Annotated in this window: 15 protein-coding genes; 12 read left to right on the plus strand and 3 right to left on the minus strand. The window is 46.6% G+C overall.

Annotated elements, in window-relative coordinates:
- Positions 1–78 precede the first annotated feature (78 nt).
- The 3 genes from NST47_RS13040 (at position 79) to NST47_RS13050 (ending at position 5,511) form a co-directional block, all read left to right on the plus strand.
- Complete coding sequence (locus NST47_RS13040; RefSeq protein WP_341155541.1) at positions 79–3,639, plus strand: NEAT domain-containing protein; 3,561 nt, start codon at positions 79–81, stop codon at positions 3,637–3,639.
- A 181-nt stretch (positions 3,640–3,820) separates the two neighbouring features.
- On the plus strand, positions 3,821–4,507 hold the full coding sequence (locus NST47_RS13045) for a C40 family peptidase (RefSeq protein ID WP_341155542.1): 687 nt from the start codon (positions 3,821–3,823) through the stop codon (positions 4,505–4,507).
- Positions 4,508–4,659: 152 nt separating this feature from the next.
- Complete coding sequence (locus NST47_RS13050) at positions 4,660–5,511, plus strand: AraC family transcriptional regulator (RefSeq protein ID WP_341155543.1); 852 nt, start codon at positions 4,660–4,662, stop codon at positions 5,509–5,511.
- On the opposite strand, the gene NST47_RS13055 is transcribed toward NST47_RS13050, so the two are convergent.
- Positions 5,506–6,360: an AraC family transcriptional regulator gene (locus tag NST47_RS13055; RefSeq protein ID WP_341155544.1), complete on the minus strand. Its 855-nt coding sequence runs from the start codon at positions 6,358–6,360 to the stop codon at positions 5,506–5,508. The genes NST47_RS13050 and NST47_RS13055 overlap by 6 nt on opposite strands.
- Positions 6,361–6,478: 118 nt before the next feature.
- On the opposite strand from NST47_RS13055, the gene NST47_RS13060 reads away from it, so the two are divergent.
- From NST47_RS13060 to NST47_RS13100, 9 genes are all read left to right on the plus strand, one after another.
- Positions 6,479–6,634 carry a hypothetical protein gene (locus NST47_RS13060; protein WP_341155545.1) on the plus strand — a complete coding sequence of 52 codons (156 nt, stop codon included), beginning with the start codon at positions 6,479–6,481 and terminating at the stop codon, positions 6,632–6,634.
- A 4-nt stretch (positions 6,635–6,638) separates the two neighbouring features.
- A complete protein-coding gene (locus NST47_RS13065) occupies positions 6,639–7,673 on the plus strand; it encodes a Gfo/Idh/MocA family protein (RefSeq protein WP_341155546.1) in 1,035 nt (344 codons plus the stop codon).
- A 63-nt stretch (positions 7,674–7,736) separates the two neighbouring features.
- The gene (locus NST47_RS13070) at positions 7,737–9,098 is read left to right on the plus strand and encodes an ABC transporter substrate-binding protein (RefSeq protein WP_341155547.1); all 1,362 of its coding nucleotides are present in this window, start codon (positions 7,737–7,739) and stop codon (positions 9,096–9,098) included.
- A gap of 91 nt (positions 9,099–9,189) precedes the next feature.
- Positions 9,190–10,134, plus strand: coding sequence for a carbohydrate ABC transporter permease (locus tag NST47_RS13075; RefSeq protein WP_341155548.1), 945 nt, complete (start codon positions 9,190–9,192; stop codon positions 10,132–10,134).
- A gap of 1 nt (position 10,135) precedes the next feature.
- Entirely contained in the window at positions 10,136–10,975 is an 840-nt protein-coding gene (locus NST47_RS13080; RefSeq protein WP_262682525.1) for a carbohydrate ABC transporter permease, read from the plus strand.
- Positions 10,976–11,261: 286 nt separating this feature from the next.
- Positions 11,262–13,289: a Na+/H+ antiporter gene (locus NST47_RS13085; RefSeq protein WP_341155549.1), complete on the plus strand. Its 2,028-nt coding sequence runs from the start codon at positions 11,262–11,264 to the stop codon at positions 13,287–13,289.
- 39 nt (positions 13,290–13,328) lie between these two features.
- Positions 13,329–13,802: a MarR family winged helix-turn-helix transcriptional regulator gene (locus tag NST47_RS13090; protein ID WP_341155550.1), complete on the plus strand. Its 474-nt coding sequence runs from the start codon at positions 13,329–13,331 to the stop codon at positions 13,800–13,802.
- 268 nt (positions 13,803–14,070) lie between these two features.
- A complete protein-coding gene (locus tag NST47_RS13095) occupies positions 14,071–14,931 on the plus strand; it encodes an EamA family transporter (protein ID WP_341155551.1) in 861 nt (286 codons plus the stop codon).
- A 25-nt stretch (positions 14,932–14,956) separates the two neighbouring features.
- Positions 14,957–15,805, plus strand: a complete 849-nt coding sequence (locus NST47_RS13100) for an alkaline phosphatase family protein (RefSeq protein ID WP_341155552.1) — start codon at positions 14,957–14,959, stop codon at positions 15,803–15,805.
- 10 nt (positions 15,806–15,815) lie between these two features.
- On the opposite strand, the gene NST47_RS13105 is transcribed toward NST47_RS13100, so the two are convergent.
- Positions 15,816–16,604: a DeoR/GlpR family DNA-binding transcription regulator gene (locus tag NST47_RS13105; protein WP_341155553.1), complete on the minus strand. Its 789-nt coding sequence runs from the start codon at positions 16,602–16,604 to the stop codon at positions 15,816–15,818.
- A 54-nt stretch (positions 16,605–16,658) separates the two neighbouring features.
- Positions 16,659–17,783, minus strand: a complete 1,125-nt coding sequence (locus NST47_RS13110; RefSeq protein ID WP_341155554.1) for a hypothetical protein — start codon at positions 17,781–17,783, stop codon at positions 16,659–16,661.
- Positions 17,784–17,796 lie beyond the last annotated feature (13 nt).

Below are 17,796 nucleotides of genomic sequence, written 5' to 3' on the forward strand. Positions count from 1 at the left end.
ACTGAGTATTATCTGTGGCATATCCTTGCTGCTTATTCGTAAAGGAGAGATATTGTGAACGCGCAACTTAAGAAAGTCATGTCAAGCTTACTCATTCTGTTTGTCCTGCTTGCAGGCATCCCGCTTCCGGATGCAACGGCGGCTACCGGTGATCCTACCGTACAATTAAAATCCGCCACAACCTCGGTGTATGGTGGAAACAAGCTCTCTAATATTTGGCAATCTGTTGGTAATGTGACCAATAGTGTGTACCAGCAAGTGTATGGATATGAAGCGACGATATCCTTTAATCCGAATGAGATGGAATTATCGGACGCTACTGCCCAAAATCAGTTTAATACACCGGTAAAAACGGAAGTAGCTCCCGGAAAGTATCTCGTTACTTTTGATATCAAGGACAGAAGCAATCCTGTTAGTATTACATCCGAGACTTCTTTTCAATTGCTATCTTTATCCGTGCAGACTAAAGAAACCTCACAAATTCGTAACGTAGCGATTCAAGCATCCGATATCTCCATTATCAACAAGGATGGCAACAAATTAAAAGTCGATGATTGCTCGTTCACCTTTACTGTGTATCCGGCCGGTGATCCTACCGTCCAGGAAATAAACTTTACAGCGCTGCATGCTACCAAGGATGAAGCTTCATCCATGGATAGGTACTTAAGCAAACCAGCGAAGTGGAAAGTACAAGACGGCAAGAACAAGGTATCATTTACGATCAATGACAGCACGACGATACCGAGCTTCAAGGTGGATCATAACGGTACAATGGTGGAAGCGACTGTAGTCAGCACAGATACAGCAGCGAATACAAGAGTTGTGGAGTTTGAAGTGAGCGACATGACGGCATTGCTGAACGCTGTGGTGCATATATCTACTGTACAAAAAAATGGGACGCCTTATGAAATGGATCATTCGATTCGTTTGAGATTCGAAATTTCGAATAAGACCTCCTTGCAAACGTTGATAACCGACGCACAGACATTCCATGATGCAGCTGTGGAAGGAAGTGCAAATGGTCAATATCCGGCAGGTGCGAAGAGCACATTGCTTGTGGCTATTAATCAAGCCAAGAGTACGGCTGACAATACATCCGCTACTCAGCAGCAGTTGGATGAAGCACTGGCAGCTCTGCAAGCGGCGCTGACTGTGTTCAAAGCAGCAGTCGTTGTTGTCACTAATCCGGGTACAGGGACGGGAGGATTAGCAGACGGCGAGTACGCGGTCAGCTTCAACATTTACAAAAAAGGTACGAATGAAAATTCGGTGATGTACGATTACGTAGATAAGAATAGCGGTAAATTAACAGTTGCCGGCGGTAAAAAGTATGTTTCGTTCAATTTACTGCAAAGTGCTGAAATCACTTCGTTCAAGACTGAGCAGGCTGGAAGTTTGACAGAAACGGCAATCGTAAGCAACGATACCGCTAACAACACCCGAGTTATTAAATTCGAAGTTAATGATTTGAATGCACGATTGAACGGATGGGTGAAAATTTACTGGCAGGTAACGCCTACCTTCTTGTACGACAATGAGTACGATGTAGAGCTCGGTTTTTCCAGTATAACCACGGAACGAGAAATAAACTTTACAGCGCTGCATGCTACCAAGGATGAAGCTTCATCCATGGATAGGTACTTAAGCAAACCAGCGAAGTGGAAAGTACAAGACGGCAAGAACAAGGTGTCATTTACGATCAATGACAGCACGACGATACCGAGCTTCAAGGTGGATCAGAACGGTACAATGGTGGAAACAACTGTAGTCAGCACAGATACAGCAGCGAATACAAGAGTAGTTGAGTTTGAAGTGAGCGACATGACGGCATTGTTGAACGCTGTGGTGCATGTATCTACCTCACTGCCAAATGGATCGCCTTATGAAATGGATCATTCGATTCGTTTGAAATTCATTATCGTGAATACCAATTCCTTGCAAGCACTTATAGCTGAAGCGCAAGCCATCCATGATGCAGCTGTAGAAGGAACAAACCATGGGCAATATCCAACAGGTACGAAAAGCACATTATTAGTTGCTGTTAATGAAGCCAAGGTAACGGCTGGCAATACATCCGCTACCCAGCAGCAGGTGGATGGAGCATTAGCAGCTCTGCAAACAGCGCTAAATGCGTTCAAAGCAGTCGTAGTTGACAAAACTATTGATTTAACTCAGCCTGTTAAAAACGGTGAATACAGTGTTACCTTCAAAGCAGCAGTATCGGAGGATGGCTCTGGAACTCCAATCAGTAACTATATCGACAACGGAGGTACTCTGAAGGTAGTTAACGGTAAGAAAATGGCAGCAATAAAATTGAAAAGTGGAGTAACGGTTTCGAAAATCCGGCGTATTCATGCTGACGGTACATCATCTGAATTATTACCTCAATATTCACTCAAACAATCAGGCGTCGTAAGAATATTGGCTGCTGAGGAAAGCTCCAGGCAGGTGGAGTTTGAAACTGAGGATTTGACAGCTACCTACGCCATTCAATTAAAGGGTTCAGCAGGAGAGGAACATACCTTTAAATTAGAATTTGACAAGGTCATCGCAGTCAATGTACCCGACGATCCAACCACACCTACAACACCAGGCACAGGCAATAGCGGCTCTGGGAATTCGGGTGGCGGCGGCTCTGGGGGCGGGTCAGGAACGGTGTTATCAACTTTGGTTGACGGCAAGTACAGCACGAACCTCACGATTTTTAAAAGTGGAACGGATGAGAAATCAATCATTCAGGATTATGTGCAAAGCCCAGGTATCGTAAGAGTAAGTGGAGGAAAACAATATGTTTCCTTTATTGTTAAACAAAGTAAAGAAATAACAGAAATCAAGATTGAGCAAAATGGAAGCTTGTCCGAGGTTAGCGTCCTTAGCAAGGATGAATTGAATAATACTCGTGAAATCGAATATGAAGTAAAGGATTTATCAGCGAGATCAAAAGGCTCGGTCAAATTGGCTCAGACAGCCGTCAATGACGTCCAGTCCTTCGATGTTGAAATTGCTTATGATAAGTCCAGCTTGAAGGAAATTGATCAAAATGCAACGCTGACATCGATCGCCGAGAGTGGTCAACCAACGGTTAATCCAACAGCAGGACAGATTGCGTTAAGCGATATCCAGAACCATTGGAGTAAAGCCGCAATTGAGCGTGCAGTGGCACTTGGCATCGTTAATGGGTATGAGGATGGTTCGTTCCGACCTGACGGTGAAATCAATCGTGCTGAATTTACGGTAATGATCAGTCGTGCACTCAAATTAGAGGGCAAAGCAACAGAATTAACTTTTGCTGACCTCTCCAGCATACCAGATTGGGTAAAACCACATTTGGCTCAGACTGTAGGTGCAGGTATTATAACGAGCTATGAGGATCAAACTTTCCGCGCAGACCGCAAAATTTCCAGATCGGAAATCGCTGTTATGATCGGGAGGGCGTTGAAGCTTCCGTCTGATGAAAAGGAAACACTTTCGTTTGCAGATGCCGAGCAAATTCCATCTTGGGCACGTGCGTACGTTGCTGCTGCGGCTAAGCAAGGAATTATTAACGGAAGAGATAATAATTTGTTCGCACCCGATGCGAGTGCAACGCGTGCAGAAGCAGTGACTCTGATTGGCAAGCTGTTGGACCAAGTTAAGTAATAATTGCTAAATCATATCCGTTTTGGATATACGAAGGGTGCCGGGCAACTGGTACCTTTCGTATTTTTATATGTATTTATTAACATATTTTAGTGTTTTATACTAAAAATTATGTATTGTTAGAATAGCAAGGAAGAGGGTAAGATGGGAGAAACTTCATTGTGGAAAGGGAATTGACAAGATGAAACAGACATTATCCAAATTTCTGCTATGCTCTGCACTATTGTTATCCGCCTCCACTCTCCCTTATCTTACTTGTTCCGCTTTTGCGGAGCCGGCCTTCTCAACAGTTCTGTCACAGGGATCTACAGGCACTCAGGTATCCTTGCTGCAAACCAATTTGAAAGTACTTGGGTATTTTAAATACGATACCGCAACAGGTTACTACGGAAGCATGACTACACAGGCTATCGTGGACTTTCAACAAGCATACAGTTTGCCGATAACTGGAATGGCCGACCTGAAGACCCAGACAGCCATTACCAATGCATGGATCAAAAACAAAATTGTCGCTGATAGCTACAATTACCTAAAAACCCCCTACGTATGGGGTGGCACGAATCCTGGTATTGGATTTGATTGCTCCGGCTTCGTCTATTATATGTTTTCGACATATGGTGTTACCATGAATCGGACGTCCTCTGCCGAATTGTCTCAAATGGGCACAGCGGTAAGTCGAAGCAAGCTGCAGCCGGGAGATCTTGTTTTCTTCAGCATCAATATACCAGGAGTCGTTGACCATGTCGGCATCTATGTAGGCGGGGGCCAGTTTATTTCAGCGACCCGTTCGTCAGGCATTGCTGTCCAGACTTTAGACAACAACAGCTACTGGACACCGAGATATTTGGGAGCCAAACGGGTTTATTAAGATACGCAACAAGAACCGGAAGCCAAGTGCTTTCGGTTTTTTGCCTAGTACTTGCTCATACTTGGATCCGCTTTCATAATAAAAGGATGTCTGCTATACTTAAAGGCTGACAAGTATTCCAGGTTCAACCTGAAATGACGGAGGAAGCAGCTATGTTTTACGATGATATTCGTTTGGATGATGAACTTAATTTTGTGAAAAAAGTGGGTACTTTAACCGAGCATGAGATGCATGTTCATGATGCGCTGGAAATTAGCATTGTGTTAAAAAATAATGTCAAATACCACCTGTGCGACCGTGATTATCATGGCAAGCCTGGTGATGTTTATGTGTTTCGTCCTTTTGAGCCGCATTGGAATCTGGCTGAGGAAAGTGATAAGCCGGTAGAGTGGACGATGGTGTTGTTTGCCCCTTCGATTGCGAGGTCAATCCCGGAAGGACATAAGCTGCTAACGCCGTTCTATGCGGCCGACAAGTTCTCGCCATTAATTCCTGCACATACAACATACGCTCAAGCGATACAATACGCTTCCAAGCTGGCGATAGCCGAAGGGGAACAGCAGCTTCCCGGATGGAGGGCCAAGCAATATCTGTATTTTATCGATATTCTGGTGATGATATTCCGCTACTATGAGGCCGTGCAGCTGGATGATCCTTCTAATTCCAAAACGGATCAGGGGATTATTAATGTCATACAGTATATGCTTTCCCATTTCTCTGAGGATATCGATATCAACGAAATGATCCTCATGTCGAATCTGCGAAAAACACTGTTTTTCCAAAAATTCAAAGGCACTACGAGTCTGTCCCCCAATGAATTTATTAGCCGCTTACGATTGCAATCTGCAGTCTACCTGCTGGACCACACAGCCAAATCGATCACCGATATCGCTTTTGAGTGCGGCTTCCATTCCTTAAGTTATTTTAACAAGCAATTCAAGCAGTACAGAGGAATTTCACCCAGAGATCAGCGCAACCAGTTGAACATAAGAAGAGAGCTATAAGTCCAAATACTGCTTTCGGTATTGATAGGGCGTGATGCTCATCCTTTTTTTGAAAAACTGGCAAAAATAAGACAGATTCGCGAAACCGCTTTCCAAACAAATCTCACTGATGGTTTTGGAGGAGGTTTTTAATAATAAACACGCCTGATTCAGACGTTTGGCCATCAGATAGTCGGTGATGGTTCCCCCGGTTTTTTGCTTGAACAGTGCGGAGATATGCTTGTGGGACAGATGAACCTCCTTGGCCAGCTCGTGAATGGAGAAAGGCTCCTGATAATGCGCCTCGATCCAATCCATAATCCGTTCGGCGTGGTTGAGCGATCGGATTGAAGCGCCATCCGTGCTATCATATTCCGCCCATATCGTGCGAAGCAGGCATAGAAAACGGACGAAAAACAAACCATATTCCTCAGCCAGCGTGTTGGAGGGAACCTTGGCACATCGTTCATGGAGTTCCTTGTAGAGCAGAACCAGCGGGTGCTCCTCACTCAGCTCGAATATTTGCTTGCTCAACTGATCCTTCCATAGATGCTGGAAAAAGCTGCGCAATACCGGAAATGGTGCCAAATAAGTATCAAACAGTGACGGCTCGAATACGACATAGGAGCGTATATAATCCGAGCTGTTATCCTGCTGGATACGGTGCAGCTGAAAGGGCTGGAACACGATCAATTGTCCGCTATTAAACTCATACATTCGGCTATCCAGCATCAAATGACCTTTCCCCTCGTAAATATACATAAACTCCATTCCTTTATGGGCATGAAAATGGTTCACCATTTTTTGGTCTGCCTGATACTTCAGAACAAAATGGTTATCCGTCAAATCCAAATGCTCAATAACGGCCATACAGTACCTCCTAACACCGTACTTTAACTACATTATAACCGTTATTAATGAAAGTTTAACGTGTTTTTTTATGATAAGCTTTTTAGGAAGAGTCGGTATGGCTAAAGGGGGGTCAAAGATGAGAATCGTTATAATTGCCGACGCGATCAGCAGGGATTCTGGAGCAGCTGTAGATATAGACAGTCATTCCCGGCAAGTATGCAAGCGCGTACATGGGGACGTCAGAGAACTCATTGACAGCGTCCCTGGATTAAGGGCGAACAAAGGAGCTTAGCAGAATGACAATACTGACGGCTGCATTAATCGGAATCGGAGGCATTGCCCAGGCGCTTCACCTTCCCGCTCACCAAGCGTTGAATGGCTCCAGACTCAAATGGTTGTGTGATCCTGATATCAATAAGGCAAGAGCTGCCGCCGAGCAATTTGGTATTCCTCACTGGACGAATGATTCCAACGCGATATGGTCAGATCAGGAAATCGATTGGGTGGATATTGCTGTGCCTAATCGTTTCCACGAGTCCGTGACCATAGCCTGTCTCGAATCCGGCAAGCATGCTTTATGTCAAAAGCCATTGGCAGGCACCTTCGATGCTGCTAAACGGATGGTGCATGCAGCCGTTCGTTGTGAACGTCAGCTTGGCGTCTATATGTGCTTTCGAGGGGACCCGGCACTTCAGTTGCTCAGACGGTTGATCCGGCAAGACCATATGGGTGAGATCATTTCGCTGGGGGGCAGGATGATTTCTTCCAACGGCTTCCGTATACAGGAGGGGCAATGGCGAATGGAGGAGGCTTCGGGTGCTCTGGATTTGCTTGGTGTCCATATGATTGATCTGTTTGCCTGGCTGCATAGCGATATTGAATGGGTGCAGGCCTATTCCAATACGCTGTATGCACCGATGAAGGGCGATGATGTGACAACGGCCATATACGGTTTGGCGAGAGGCGTAACAGCGGTTCTCGAAACAACGTACAGCTCGTTCGTTCAAGCCGATACCCCCTTGTATGTACTGGAGGTTAACGGAACGGCAGGCTGGGCTCGATATGTGCTGGATCGTGGACAGTTGACGATACAACTCAAGGACAGCTTTATTGATGAACAGCTGGCTTACGAGGGCGGCACCATGATCGAGGCTGAATTTCCACATACGCTATCCGGTGGCGGGGCATTGCCTAATGTTCATCAATCCTTCGTAAATGCGCTGCGTGAAGATCGCCCATTCGAGATCGACGGACAATGCGGCGCGCAAGCTATTCGCGTCATGTCCTGTACCAGGGAAGCGGCGGTTACACACGCAAGGGTCATGATTTAACCCGTAAGGTTGATCTCGGTTGTTTCACTTCATTGATGTACATAGGAAAAGGGAGGGTTCAATATGAAGCGAAGTTTGGTAGCAATGATGTCCATGGTGATATTGGCAGGGGGAGTGGCAGGCTGTTCGACGGGGGCCAATAGCGGCAACAGTACAATGGCTCCCAAAACCGATACTCCCAAGCAGGAGGCACCCAAGGCAGAACCGGCCAAGACGGACCCGGCAGCGAAGGTGAAAATTCGTGTAGCCTGGTGGGGCTCTCAGGACCGGAATGATAAAACGCTGAAAGCCATCGATTTGTTCATGAAAAAAAATCCGAATATTGAGGTGCAATCCGAATTTATCGGGTTTGACGATTACTGGAATAAAGTGAACACCCAGGCTGCCGGAGGAAACCTGCCGGATCTGATGCAAATTCATGAAGGCGTCATCAATGAGTACGTCTCACGGAAATTGCTCGTCGATTTGAACCCTTATGTAGATAAAGGAACGATTAATCTTAAAAATGTCGATGCCAACTATTTACCGGATAAAGTGGACGGCAAGCTGTGGGGTGTCAATCTGGGTACCAACACGATGACGATGATCTACGATCCGGCTCTATTCCAGAAAGCGGGCGTTGAAGAATTAAAGCCGGGTTATACGTATGAGGATATGGCCAATACGTTGCGTACTATGAAAGCCAAGCTGGGTAAAGATTTCTACGGGATTACACTGGATAACGGTTATGACGGATTCAAGCATTTTGTCAGACAGAACGGTACGATGTTTTATTCGGCAGATGGGAAAAAGCTCGCTTATCCCGATGATAAGGTGTTCGTTGACTATTATACCTACTGGCAGAAGCTGATGAAGGAAGGTTTGGCACCAGGACCTGAGGTTCAATCCGAATTTAAACAGCTGGAAAATTCACTGTTGGTTCATGGTAAAGCAGCGATTCAGCCGGTTCAAAGCAATCAGATTGTCGCCTTGGTAGCGGCTTCCAAACGTCCGTTGAAAATGACGGTTTACCCGACACTGCCCGGCGGCAAGGAAGGACATTTTCTGAAAGCGGCGATGTCATTCGCTGTTACGAGCCACTCGAAAAATCCGGAAGCAGCAGCCAAGCTGATCGACTTTTTCACCAATGATGCTGAAGGCAATGATATCTTGGCGGCAGAGCGGGGAATTCCGATCTCCTCTGAAATCCGCAAATCGGTTTCGGCGAAGCTTCCAGACACGTCCAAGCAGATGTTCTCCTACGTTGAAGTTGCCCAAAAGTATGCTCGCGAGAGTGAAGCACCATCCCCTCCAGGGGATAATGAAATCAGAACGCTGCTCGGCAAGCTGCAGGAGCAGATCAATTTTGGCAAGCTGACACCGGAGGAAGGTGCCAAGCAATTCCGTAAGGATGCTGAGCAAATTTTAGCCAAAAGCGCAAAGTAAGTTTATTAACACGTTAACCAGGAATTCTACAAATTAAGTAAACAGCCGTTCGGCATCGGACGGCTCATCTTTATATAGGGGGCGATTCACGATGCGCCAGACAGTAGCAACAGACCGCCAATCTATCAGGGTGAATAAGCTTGCCGCATTACGGGAATGGAAAAAAACGATCATTGCGTATGCTTTTATATCACCGTGGCTAATAGGTTTTATCGTATTCATTATCGGCCCGATGCTGGCCTCTTTGTATTTTTCCTTTACGCAATATGACATGCTGTCCAACCCCAAATGGATTGGACTCGATAATTATATCGAGATGTTTACCAGCGATAAACGTTTTCTCACTGCACTTAAAGTAACTCTGCTGTTCGTGCTCGTTTCAGTTCCGCTTAAATTGTTGTTTGCCTTGCTGGTTGCGATGATTTTCAATGTGGATCGAAAAGGGGTTACCGTTTACCGTACCTTATATTACATTCCGTCCATTCTTGGCGGAAGTGTCGCGGTTGCTGTGATGTGGAAGCAATTATTCGGCTCCAAGGGAGCTGTCAATTCACTTCTGGGCTTGATCGGGATTAAAGGTATGAGCTGGATTGCAAGTCCTGACTTTGCCTTATGGACATTGATTCTGCTCGTGGTTTGGCAGTTTGGCTCACCGATGCTTATTTTTCTGGCGGGGCTCAAGCAAATTCCAACTGAATTGTATGAGGCAGCCAAAATGGATGGGGCCGGAGCAGTCATGCGCTTTTTCCGTGTTACGCTGCCTATGCTGACGCCTATCATATTTTTCAATCTGGTGATGCAGACGATAGGAGGCTTTATGACCTTCACGCAAAGCTTCCTGATTACAAGTGGCGGCCCGATGGACTCTACGTTATTTTACGCGGTGTATTTGTACGAAACGGCATTTACGCATTTCCATATGGGCTATGCATCGGCGATGGCCTGGGTCCTGCTGCTGATCGTGGGTCTGTTCACAGCATTGATTTTCAAATCTTCGTCCTCATGGGTTCATTATGAAACCGAAGGAGGGAAATAGGATGAGTAGTTCGATACGTACGATTTTATTTCATACAGGCGTGGTGCTGCTGGGGTTGTTCATGGTGTATCCGATCCTGTGGGCCATTTCGAGCTCGGTGAAGCCGGAAGCGGAGATTTTTCAAAATGCGTCTTCCTTAATACCTTCAAGCCTGCGATGGGATAATTATGTGAAGGGCTGGGCAGGGTTCGGTAATTTTCATTTTGGGCTGTTTTTTCAAAATTCCTTAATCATTACGACAGCGATTGTGATGGGTACGCTGATTTCGTCCAGTCTGGTAGCATTTGGTTTTGCACGTCTGCAGTTTAAGCTGCGTAAGTTATTGTTTGCTTTACTTTTGATGGCGATCATGCTGCCGGCGCAGGTCACATTGATTCCTCAATATATTTTGTTTCACAAGCTGGATTGGGTGAATACCTTTCTACCATTGATCGTTCCCGCATTCGTAGGCGGAACCCCATTTTTCATTTTCCTGCTGATTCAATTCATCAGAGGAATTCCCAAGGAGCTGGATGAATCAGCGGTTATCGACGGCTGTTCTACCTTTGGCGTGTTTTGGCATATGATGCTTCCGCTGATGGCTCCGGCCTTGGCGACAGTCGCTATCTTTTCGTTCTATTGGTCGTGGGATGATTTCCTCGGGCCGCTTATCTACTTGAATCAAACGAAGCTGTTCACCGTATCGCTCGGCCTGCGGATGTTTGCAGATCCGTCCTCGATGTCACAATGGGGTCCATTATTCGCGATGTCCGTGCTGTCGATTGTTCCGCAGATGCTCGTATTTTTATTTTTCCAAAAATATTTGGTGCAGGGACTGGCTACTACGGGCCTGAAAGGGTAAGAGAAGAACTACTAGCAGCCACAGCGATAATGTGTCATGGCTCAAGGCTGTAGGCTTAGCACGTATTGGATGGATAGAAACCCGCCTGGGGCGGGTTTTTTGTTGTATAAACGTACATTTGGTTTGTAAATAAAAGGTATCAAATTGTGTGCGAAGGGAGACATTAATTTCAGCGGATTTAAAATAGGTCGTCCGCAATTAGATAGGTTGCAAACCTATCTAATTGTGTGATTTAATATATGCATGTCCAGTACAATGTAAAACTGCTGAAGAGGAGAAGCTAGGTATGGAATTGTTTATTACGATTTTGGTTTTGCTTGCGCTTATCGGGGTGTCTAATGTTATAAATCGGGAGATTCCATTCGTTCCCGTTCCCCTCATTCAAATTGCTCTGGGCGTTATTGTAACTATTATTCCACTCAGCATTCATATGCACTTGGAGCCTGAACTTTTTTTTCTTTTATTTATCGCTCCTCTGCTCTATAACGATGGCAAACACACCCCCCGCGGTGAGCTGTGGCGTCTTCGCGCACCTATTTTAATACTGGCCGTCGGACTTGTTTTCGCAACTGTTTTTCTGATCGGATATGCCATTCATTGGATGATACCATCAATCCCGCTGCCTGTGGCGTTCGGTCTTGCTGCCATACTGTCGCCGACAGACGCCGTCGCTGTCGGTGCATTAGCAGGGAGAATCCGCCTGCCCAAAAGCTTGATGCATCTGCTCGAAGGCGAGGCGTTGATGAACGATGCTTCAGGACTTGTCGCTTTCAAATTCGCGGTAGCTGCTGCTGTAACCGGCGTATTTTCTTTACCGAAGGCTGGTGCCAGCTTCTTAATAATAGCTATTGGCGGCCTTGTCGTTGGTGCGGTGCTGGCATCGCTCATTACCGGTTTACGTATATTGCTGCGCAGATCCGGGCTCGAAGACGAGACCATGCATATGCTCATACATATTCTGACTCCTTTTGCACTTTTTTTGGCAGCAGAGGAATTAGGCTTATCCGGCATATTAGCCGCGGTGGCCGGTGGTGTTATGCACGCTGTCGAACGAGATAAGTCGCAAAAGGCAAAACCCCGAACGAATGAGGTTTCAGATAATACCTGGTCCGTGATTCTTTACCTGTTAAACGGGCTCGTATTTGTTATTCTGGGTTTACAAATTCCAAGTGTTTTCAGTACGGTACTGGGGAGTCCTGATTTCAACAACGGGGAAGTCTTGGGCTATGCGCTGGCCATTTTCGTTATGCTGATCGTGCTCCGCTTTTTATGGACCTTCGCTTTTTCGCGAGTGGGCAGCATATTTGGCCGTATTAAAAGCAATGAGAAAATATCGTTTAAAATTCTTGCGATGACCTCTTTATCGGGTGTTCGCGGTGCTGTGACGCTTGCGGGCGCCTTCTCCATTCCGCTGATTATCGATAATGGCGACCCATTTCCAGAACGCACCCTGGTTATTTTCCTGGCAACGGTTGTCATCCTGCTGTCTCTGCTTACTGCAAGCATTCTACTTCCCTTGTTAGCCAGCAACGATGGAAAGAAGAATGAAGAAGAGCGGCTGGAAAAAGAGCGACTGGGTCAGATCAAGATGATGAGCGCTGCGATTGAGGCGGTTCATCAGGCTACGAATGAAGACAACGAGGCTGAATCCGCGGCTGTTCTGGCCGATTATAATCGTTGGATGAAGCACATTCAGCCCAATGAAAACAGATATGGCAGCCTGCGCATGAGTAAAGATGAACCCAAATTTCGAATCGAAGCGGTTGAAATAGAACGTGAAGAAACGCGCCGCTTGTTGGCAAACAAGGAAATAAGCAAGGAGCATGCTGTTTTATTTCTTGACAGCTTGGAGCAGCTTGAGCTGATTTTATCAAGTCGGACGCATCTCTTGCTTATTATCCTGAAGTCTTTAGCTAAAAGGTTTAAGGGAGTCTTTTTCAAGGATGTATCGAGGTTTTCAGACGCTCAATCCAGATCGGATCGGGAGGCTATGAGACAAATTAAGCTGCGAACCAGCAGTGTCGTTATCGAAACTATGGGAAGGCTCCATTCCGGGTCCAAAGAGAAAGAGGTTATGGAGGTCATTAACCATTACCATTTTATTAAAGATAAACTGTCAGAGTCCTATCTTTCACAACAAGGAAATAAGGCAGGCAGTGATGAAGTCAAAAGAGATTTGCATTGGGTAGCGATCCAAGCGGAACGAGATGAGGTACAGGCCTTGTACGAGCAAGGTATAATTACTCGGGACATTGCCAACGAGCTCAGACGAATCATTCGTGATCGTGAAGCATCGATTCTTGAGCAGGAGTAGTACAAGAAATGAAAATAGCAAACGGAGGTGATAGCTGCCGTGGATGAGGAATTGTCTTCTATTATGAAGGAAATGTCTGAAACCTTTGAACGGTTTGGTAAAGCCGCATGGCGAAAGCAAACCGTCTACGGTATTAAATCGAGCGAGATCCGCGTGCTGCTTTGCTTAAATCAACTTACGAATGAAAGTGATCATGGTGTCAATATTTCTGATATTAGCAAACGGTTATCGGTGACTTCGCCAACTGTCACACAAATGATCAAAAATGTAATAGCTGCTGGTCTGGTAGAACGGTTTAATGATTCTACCGATAAACGGATTACGTTACTCCGGCTGACGGGCAAAGGAGAAGCTGTCGTTCAGAAAGCTACAGAAAGATACCAGTTTCTTTTCTCCGGTCTCATCGAGAAGTTGGGAGAGGAGCAAAGCAGAACGCTCATCATGCTGCTTAACGAAGTGTACAATCATTTTTACGAGGTCAGCTCCAATGAGTGGGCACATGAGGATGAATAGGAAGGCTGCCGCTCGTATGGAAATCGCTCTTCAGCAGCACCATGATTCATGATTGGATTGTGTAAGAGGATATGTCAATAATCGGATACCAAGCCCGCTGGCCTAGTGAATGACCGGCGGGCTTTGCCATGTTCATATCTCTGTTAGTATTAAAATAGGTACTTGCTTTTCCTTTTTATTAGTTGCTTTTAATTGTTTTTAATTGACAGTTTGAAAGCGACGGAGTATGATGAAGCCATAAGCATTCATCTTTGAGAAAGGAGGAGAAGTGGTCATCGTTATCGCTTTTATACTCGTGATTGGCTCTGGGCTGATGCACGCAGTCTGGAACTTATTTACCAAAACCAGCACTAATAAAATTGTATTCCTATGGTCGATCCACATTACATCGTTTGTGTTATTGCTGCCCCAATTTGTTAGTGAATTGTGGCAGGCTCAGCTTACCTCAGCCGTGTTGGCGCTTATGCTGCTGTCCATGGTATTTCAAATGGCATACTGCTTTTTGCTTCCGATTGTATATCGGCTTGGAGATATGTCACAAACGTATCCCATTATGCGTGGAACGGGTGCGCTGCTTGTGCCGATTTTAAGTGTGCTGTTCATGGGTGAAACGATGACACCTGTGGGATGGGCAGGCGTGTGCGGTATCGTTCTCGGTCTGTTCGCACTCGGTGGATTTACCCGAAAACGAGGAAAGGAAGCGCCTGCCATTCGCAATATGTTACCTGTGTTTGCGGTAGGATTATGCATCACCGGTTATGTCATGACTGACAAAATAGTACTACAGACGCTCTCGCCGGTAGCTTTAATCGAGCTTGCGAATATCGCGTACCTGCTTGTGCTAAGTCCGATTGCGCTTCGATCCGGCTTGATCAAACAGGAATGGAAGCTGAATGTCAAGACGATTCTACTGGGAACGGTATGCTCACCGGGCTCGTACCTGCTGTTTTTATTTGCTATGCAGCTTGCACCTTTATCGTATTTGGCACCTATGCGCGAGATTGGAACCGTTTTCGGTGCTTTATTTGGCATCATTTTATTAAAAGAATCGGATGGACTGCGCCGAATCATGTTATCCGGTGTGATAACGGCAGGGGTCATTTCGGTTGGTATTTGGGGAAGCCCATAATCATATTCCAGGAGCGTGATGGGTATTGAAGAACATTAATCGTGTCATTATTATTGGATGGGACGGGGCAGGAACTTTTGTGCAAGGGGCACATACTCCCCATTTGGATCGATTCATTCAGACAGGCGCGTTTACCCTGGAGGCTCAGACGGTAGTACCCTCGATCAGTGCCCAATGCTGGGGGGCTCTGTTGCATGGAGTTGTCCCGGAGAAGCACGGACTTACCAATGACTTGGCAGCTGCGGCGAGCTTTCCCGAGGATTCCGAGTTCCCGTCGGTCTTTAGATTGGCAAGGGAAGCCTATCCACATCATAAGCTGGCCTCCTTCAGCGCCTGGCAGCCGATTAATGACGGGATTATTGAACGTTCACTTGAGGTTCATAAAGTAAATATTGCGGTGGATGGTGAGCTGGCTCTTGCGGCTGCGAGCTATATTCGCGACAACCCCGATTTGCTGTTGATGTATATTGATTTGGACTGGCCAGACGCAATGGGGCACCGACATGGCTTCAATACGCCGGAACAGATTCACGGAATTGAGATGACGGATGCACACACGGGGATCATTCTCGCTGCGATTGAGGAAGCAGGAATCTGGGATGACAGCCTGATCATCATCGTAACCGATCATGGAGGCGGAGGGATTCAACCACAGGACCATGGCAGTGATCATCCACTCGACACAACGATTTTTTGGGGATGTATCGGTCCGGGCATCCAGACAGAGGCAGCGCTTTCAGGACTTACAATCACAGATACAGCCGCTGTCGTTGCACATGCTCTCGGGCTTCAAGCGCCTGCTGCTTGGGATGCCAAGCTGCCGAGTGGATTATTTGCCAATGAAAAGCATACAGCATCATCGGCAGCCGATTAAACGGCTTTGATTAAAGCCCAGCTGTCGTCAGCCATTTGATAGTCTGCTGCTTCAATACCGTTTCCCATTCTTCGGGAGGCTCCAGATCACACACAATCCGGGATATATGCTCTGAATCGCTAATTTTATAAGGAAAGCGTTGACCCAGCTTGGAGGAATCGCTAATAACGATCACATCGTTCGTCTGCTGGATGGCTTTTCGGGAAATGAGCGCCTTGCCTTCGTCCATACTTGTAATGCCTGCTTCAGGATGAAGGCCGTCAACAGAAATGAATGCTTTATCGACGTAATAATGACTCAGCATGGTTTCCGTGATGGACCCGGAACAGCGTGCCTGCTTGACACTGATTTCGCCACCAAGAAACAGCACACGCCCTTTAAATGTATGCCGATTGCTTCTTTCGATCAACAAGGTCGATATGGGAAATGAATGCGTTATGATCGTAAGATCATGTTGGTTCAAATAAGGAACGATGGAAAGTGAAGTCGTGCCTTCGTCCAAAAAAAGGACATCTCCGTCCTTCACAAGGCCAGCCGATAGGCGGCCTATTTGTGTTTTTTGCTTCTGATACAGGGTGACTCGATCCAGATAAGGGGGCTCCTCCTGAGCATAGCTCCGTTTAACAGCTCCGCCGTAAATCTTCCTTAGCTTCCCCTGAGCTTCAAGATCGTCCAGATATCTGCGGATCGTTTCCTTGGATACCTGTAATAAGCTGACAAGCTCAGCTGTGGTGACCTCGCCGTTATTGTCCAGAAGCTCAATAATGGTGCGTTTGCGTTCTTCACCGATGAGTGACAATGTGATCCTCCTGGCTTTGGTGGAATGAGTAATCGTAAATTCTCAACTGATGTGTTAATCGCCGCCCCCACCACCTCCACAACTTGAGGAAGAGGAGCAGCTCGACGATGAGCAGTTGGAAGAGGAACCGCCGCCGTCATGGCCGCTGCCGCTATCATTGCTGCAATTGCTTTCATTGCCATTGCCATGGAATAATGAACCCGAATCACTGCCGCAAGATGAGCCGCCCCCTGAGGCTGCATAGTCTTGTTCGCGCTTCAAGGCGTCCTCCTCGGTGTAATGCTGTCCCATGAAGGAATCGAAGCTGCCGAACTGGGTGGCGGAGTAGAATAATAAGGCTCCAGCCAAATAAGGCATATAGCCCGCCGATTGGGAAACGTGACGCTCTGTGTAGTAGGTGGTGCCGGGAATGGCCTTGGTTACTTGTGCTTTGGCCTGACGTATGAGCTCGATGATCGTTTCATTGATCTCGGGGTAACGATCCGCGGCACGTTGATTGAATCTGCGGGCCCGTATTGACGTCTCATCAGCCTGCTTAAGCTCCTCAAGCCTTTCGGCATTTAACGGAAACCGGAAAAAGGGCCCCCAGATCCGGTTGGAATAAGCGGTATCGATGAACATATGGGCGTATACCCAATCGAACCAAGCCCGGCCATCAGGGTCCGGTACTCCATCTGTATGTGGGGCGTGATGGATGGGGGAACCGAGAAAAGCTTCTCCCAACTGGCCGTACTCGCGTGTGAACATCAGCATTTCATGCCAGATCTCGTCAACAGCATCACTGAACATCGGAACATCCTTCAACACCGCAGTCATCAAAAAATAACGTTTCAGCTCAAGAAATTTCCATTCAAATTCTGCGGGCGACATTTGCGGCTGCTTGTTCAGCATGCGGGTTTTGAGCTTGGCTGTAAATTCTCCGGCTAATGCTTGTTCCAGACGAAGCACGGCTTGCTTGATGGGCAGAGTGGGCTGGATACCAAGCAGGGAAGGTGTCGGAGTATCCGCATACAAGGCTTGCGGCGGCTGAACCTTTCTTCTTGGCGTCGTGGGCTTATGACGTTGGTGCCGATTGCGACTGGAGAAATTGTTTTGATTGGATTTGCGTATAGTGGCATTGCTAATGACAACGACGACAATAACGAGAAGCACAATAATAACAATAGATGCGACAGTCATAGCTGACCTCCTT

This window comes from Paenibacillus sp. FSL H8-0034 (assembly GCF_038000305.1).
Taxonomy (GTDB): Bacteria; Bacillota; Bacilli; order Paenibacillales; family NBRC-103111; genus Paenibacillus_S.

Coding starts and splice junctions, on each gene's coding strand:
- NST47_RS13040 (WP_341155541.1), top strand. CDS start 79: ATGTCAAGCTTACTCATTCTGTTTGTCCTGCTTGCAGGCATCCCGCTT.
- NST47_RS13045 (WP_341155542.1), top strand. CDS start 3,821: ATGAAACAGACATTATCCAAATTTCTGCTATGCTCTGCACTATTGTTA.
- NST47_RS13050 (WP_341155543.1), top strand. CDS start 4,660: ATGTTTTACGATGATATTCGTTTGGATGATGAACTTAATTTTGTGAAA.
- NST47_RS13055 (WP_341155544.1), bottom strand. CDS start 6,360: ATGGCCGTTATTGAGCATTTGGATTTGACGGATAACCATTTTGTTCTG.
- NST47_RS13060 (WP_341155545.1), top strand. CDS start 6,479: ATGAGAATCGTTATAATTGCCGACGCGATCAGCAGGGATTCTGGAGCA.
- NST47_RS13065 (WP_341155546.1), top strand. CDS start 6,639: ATGACAATACTGACGGCTGCATTAATCGGAATCGGAGGCATTGCCCAG.
- NST47_RS13070 (WP_341155547.1), top strand. CDS start 7,737: ATGAAGCGAAGTTTGGTAGCAATGATGTCCATGGTGATATTGGCAGGG.
- NST47_RS13075 (WP_341155548.1), top strand. CDS start 9,190: ATGCGCCAGACAGTAGCAACAGACCGCCAATCTATCAGGGTGAATAAG.
- NST47_RS13080 (WP_262682525.1), top strand. CDS start 10,136: ATGAGTAGTTCGATACGTACGATTTTATTTCATACAGGCGTGGTGCTG.
- NST47_RS13085 (WP_341155549.1), top strand. CDS start 11,262: ATGGAATTGTTTATTACGATTTTGGTTTTGCTTGCGCTTATCGGGGTG.
- NST47_RS13110 (WP_341155554.1), bottom strand. CDS start 17,783: ATGACTGTCGCATCTATTGTTATTATTGTGCTTCTCGTTATTGTCGTC.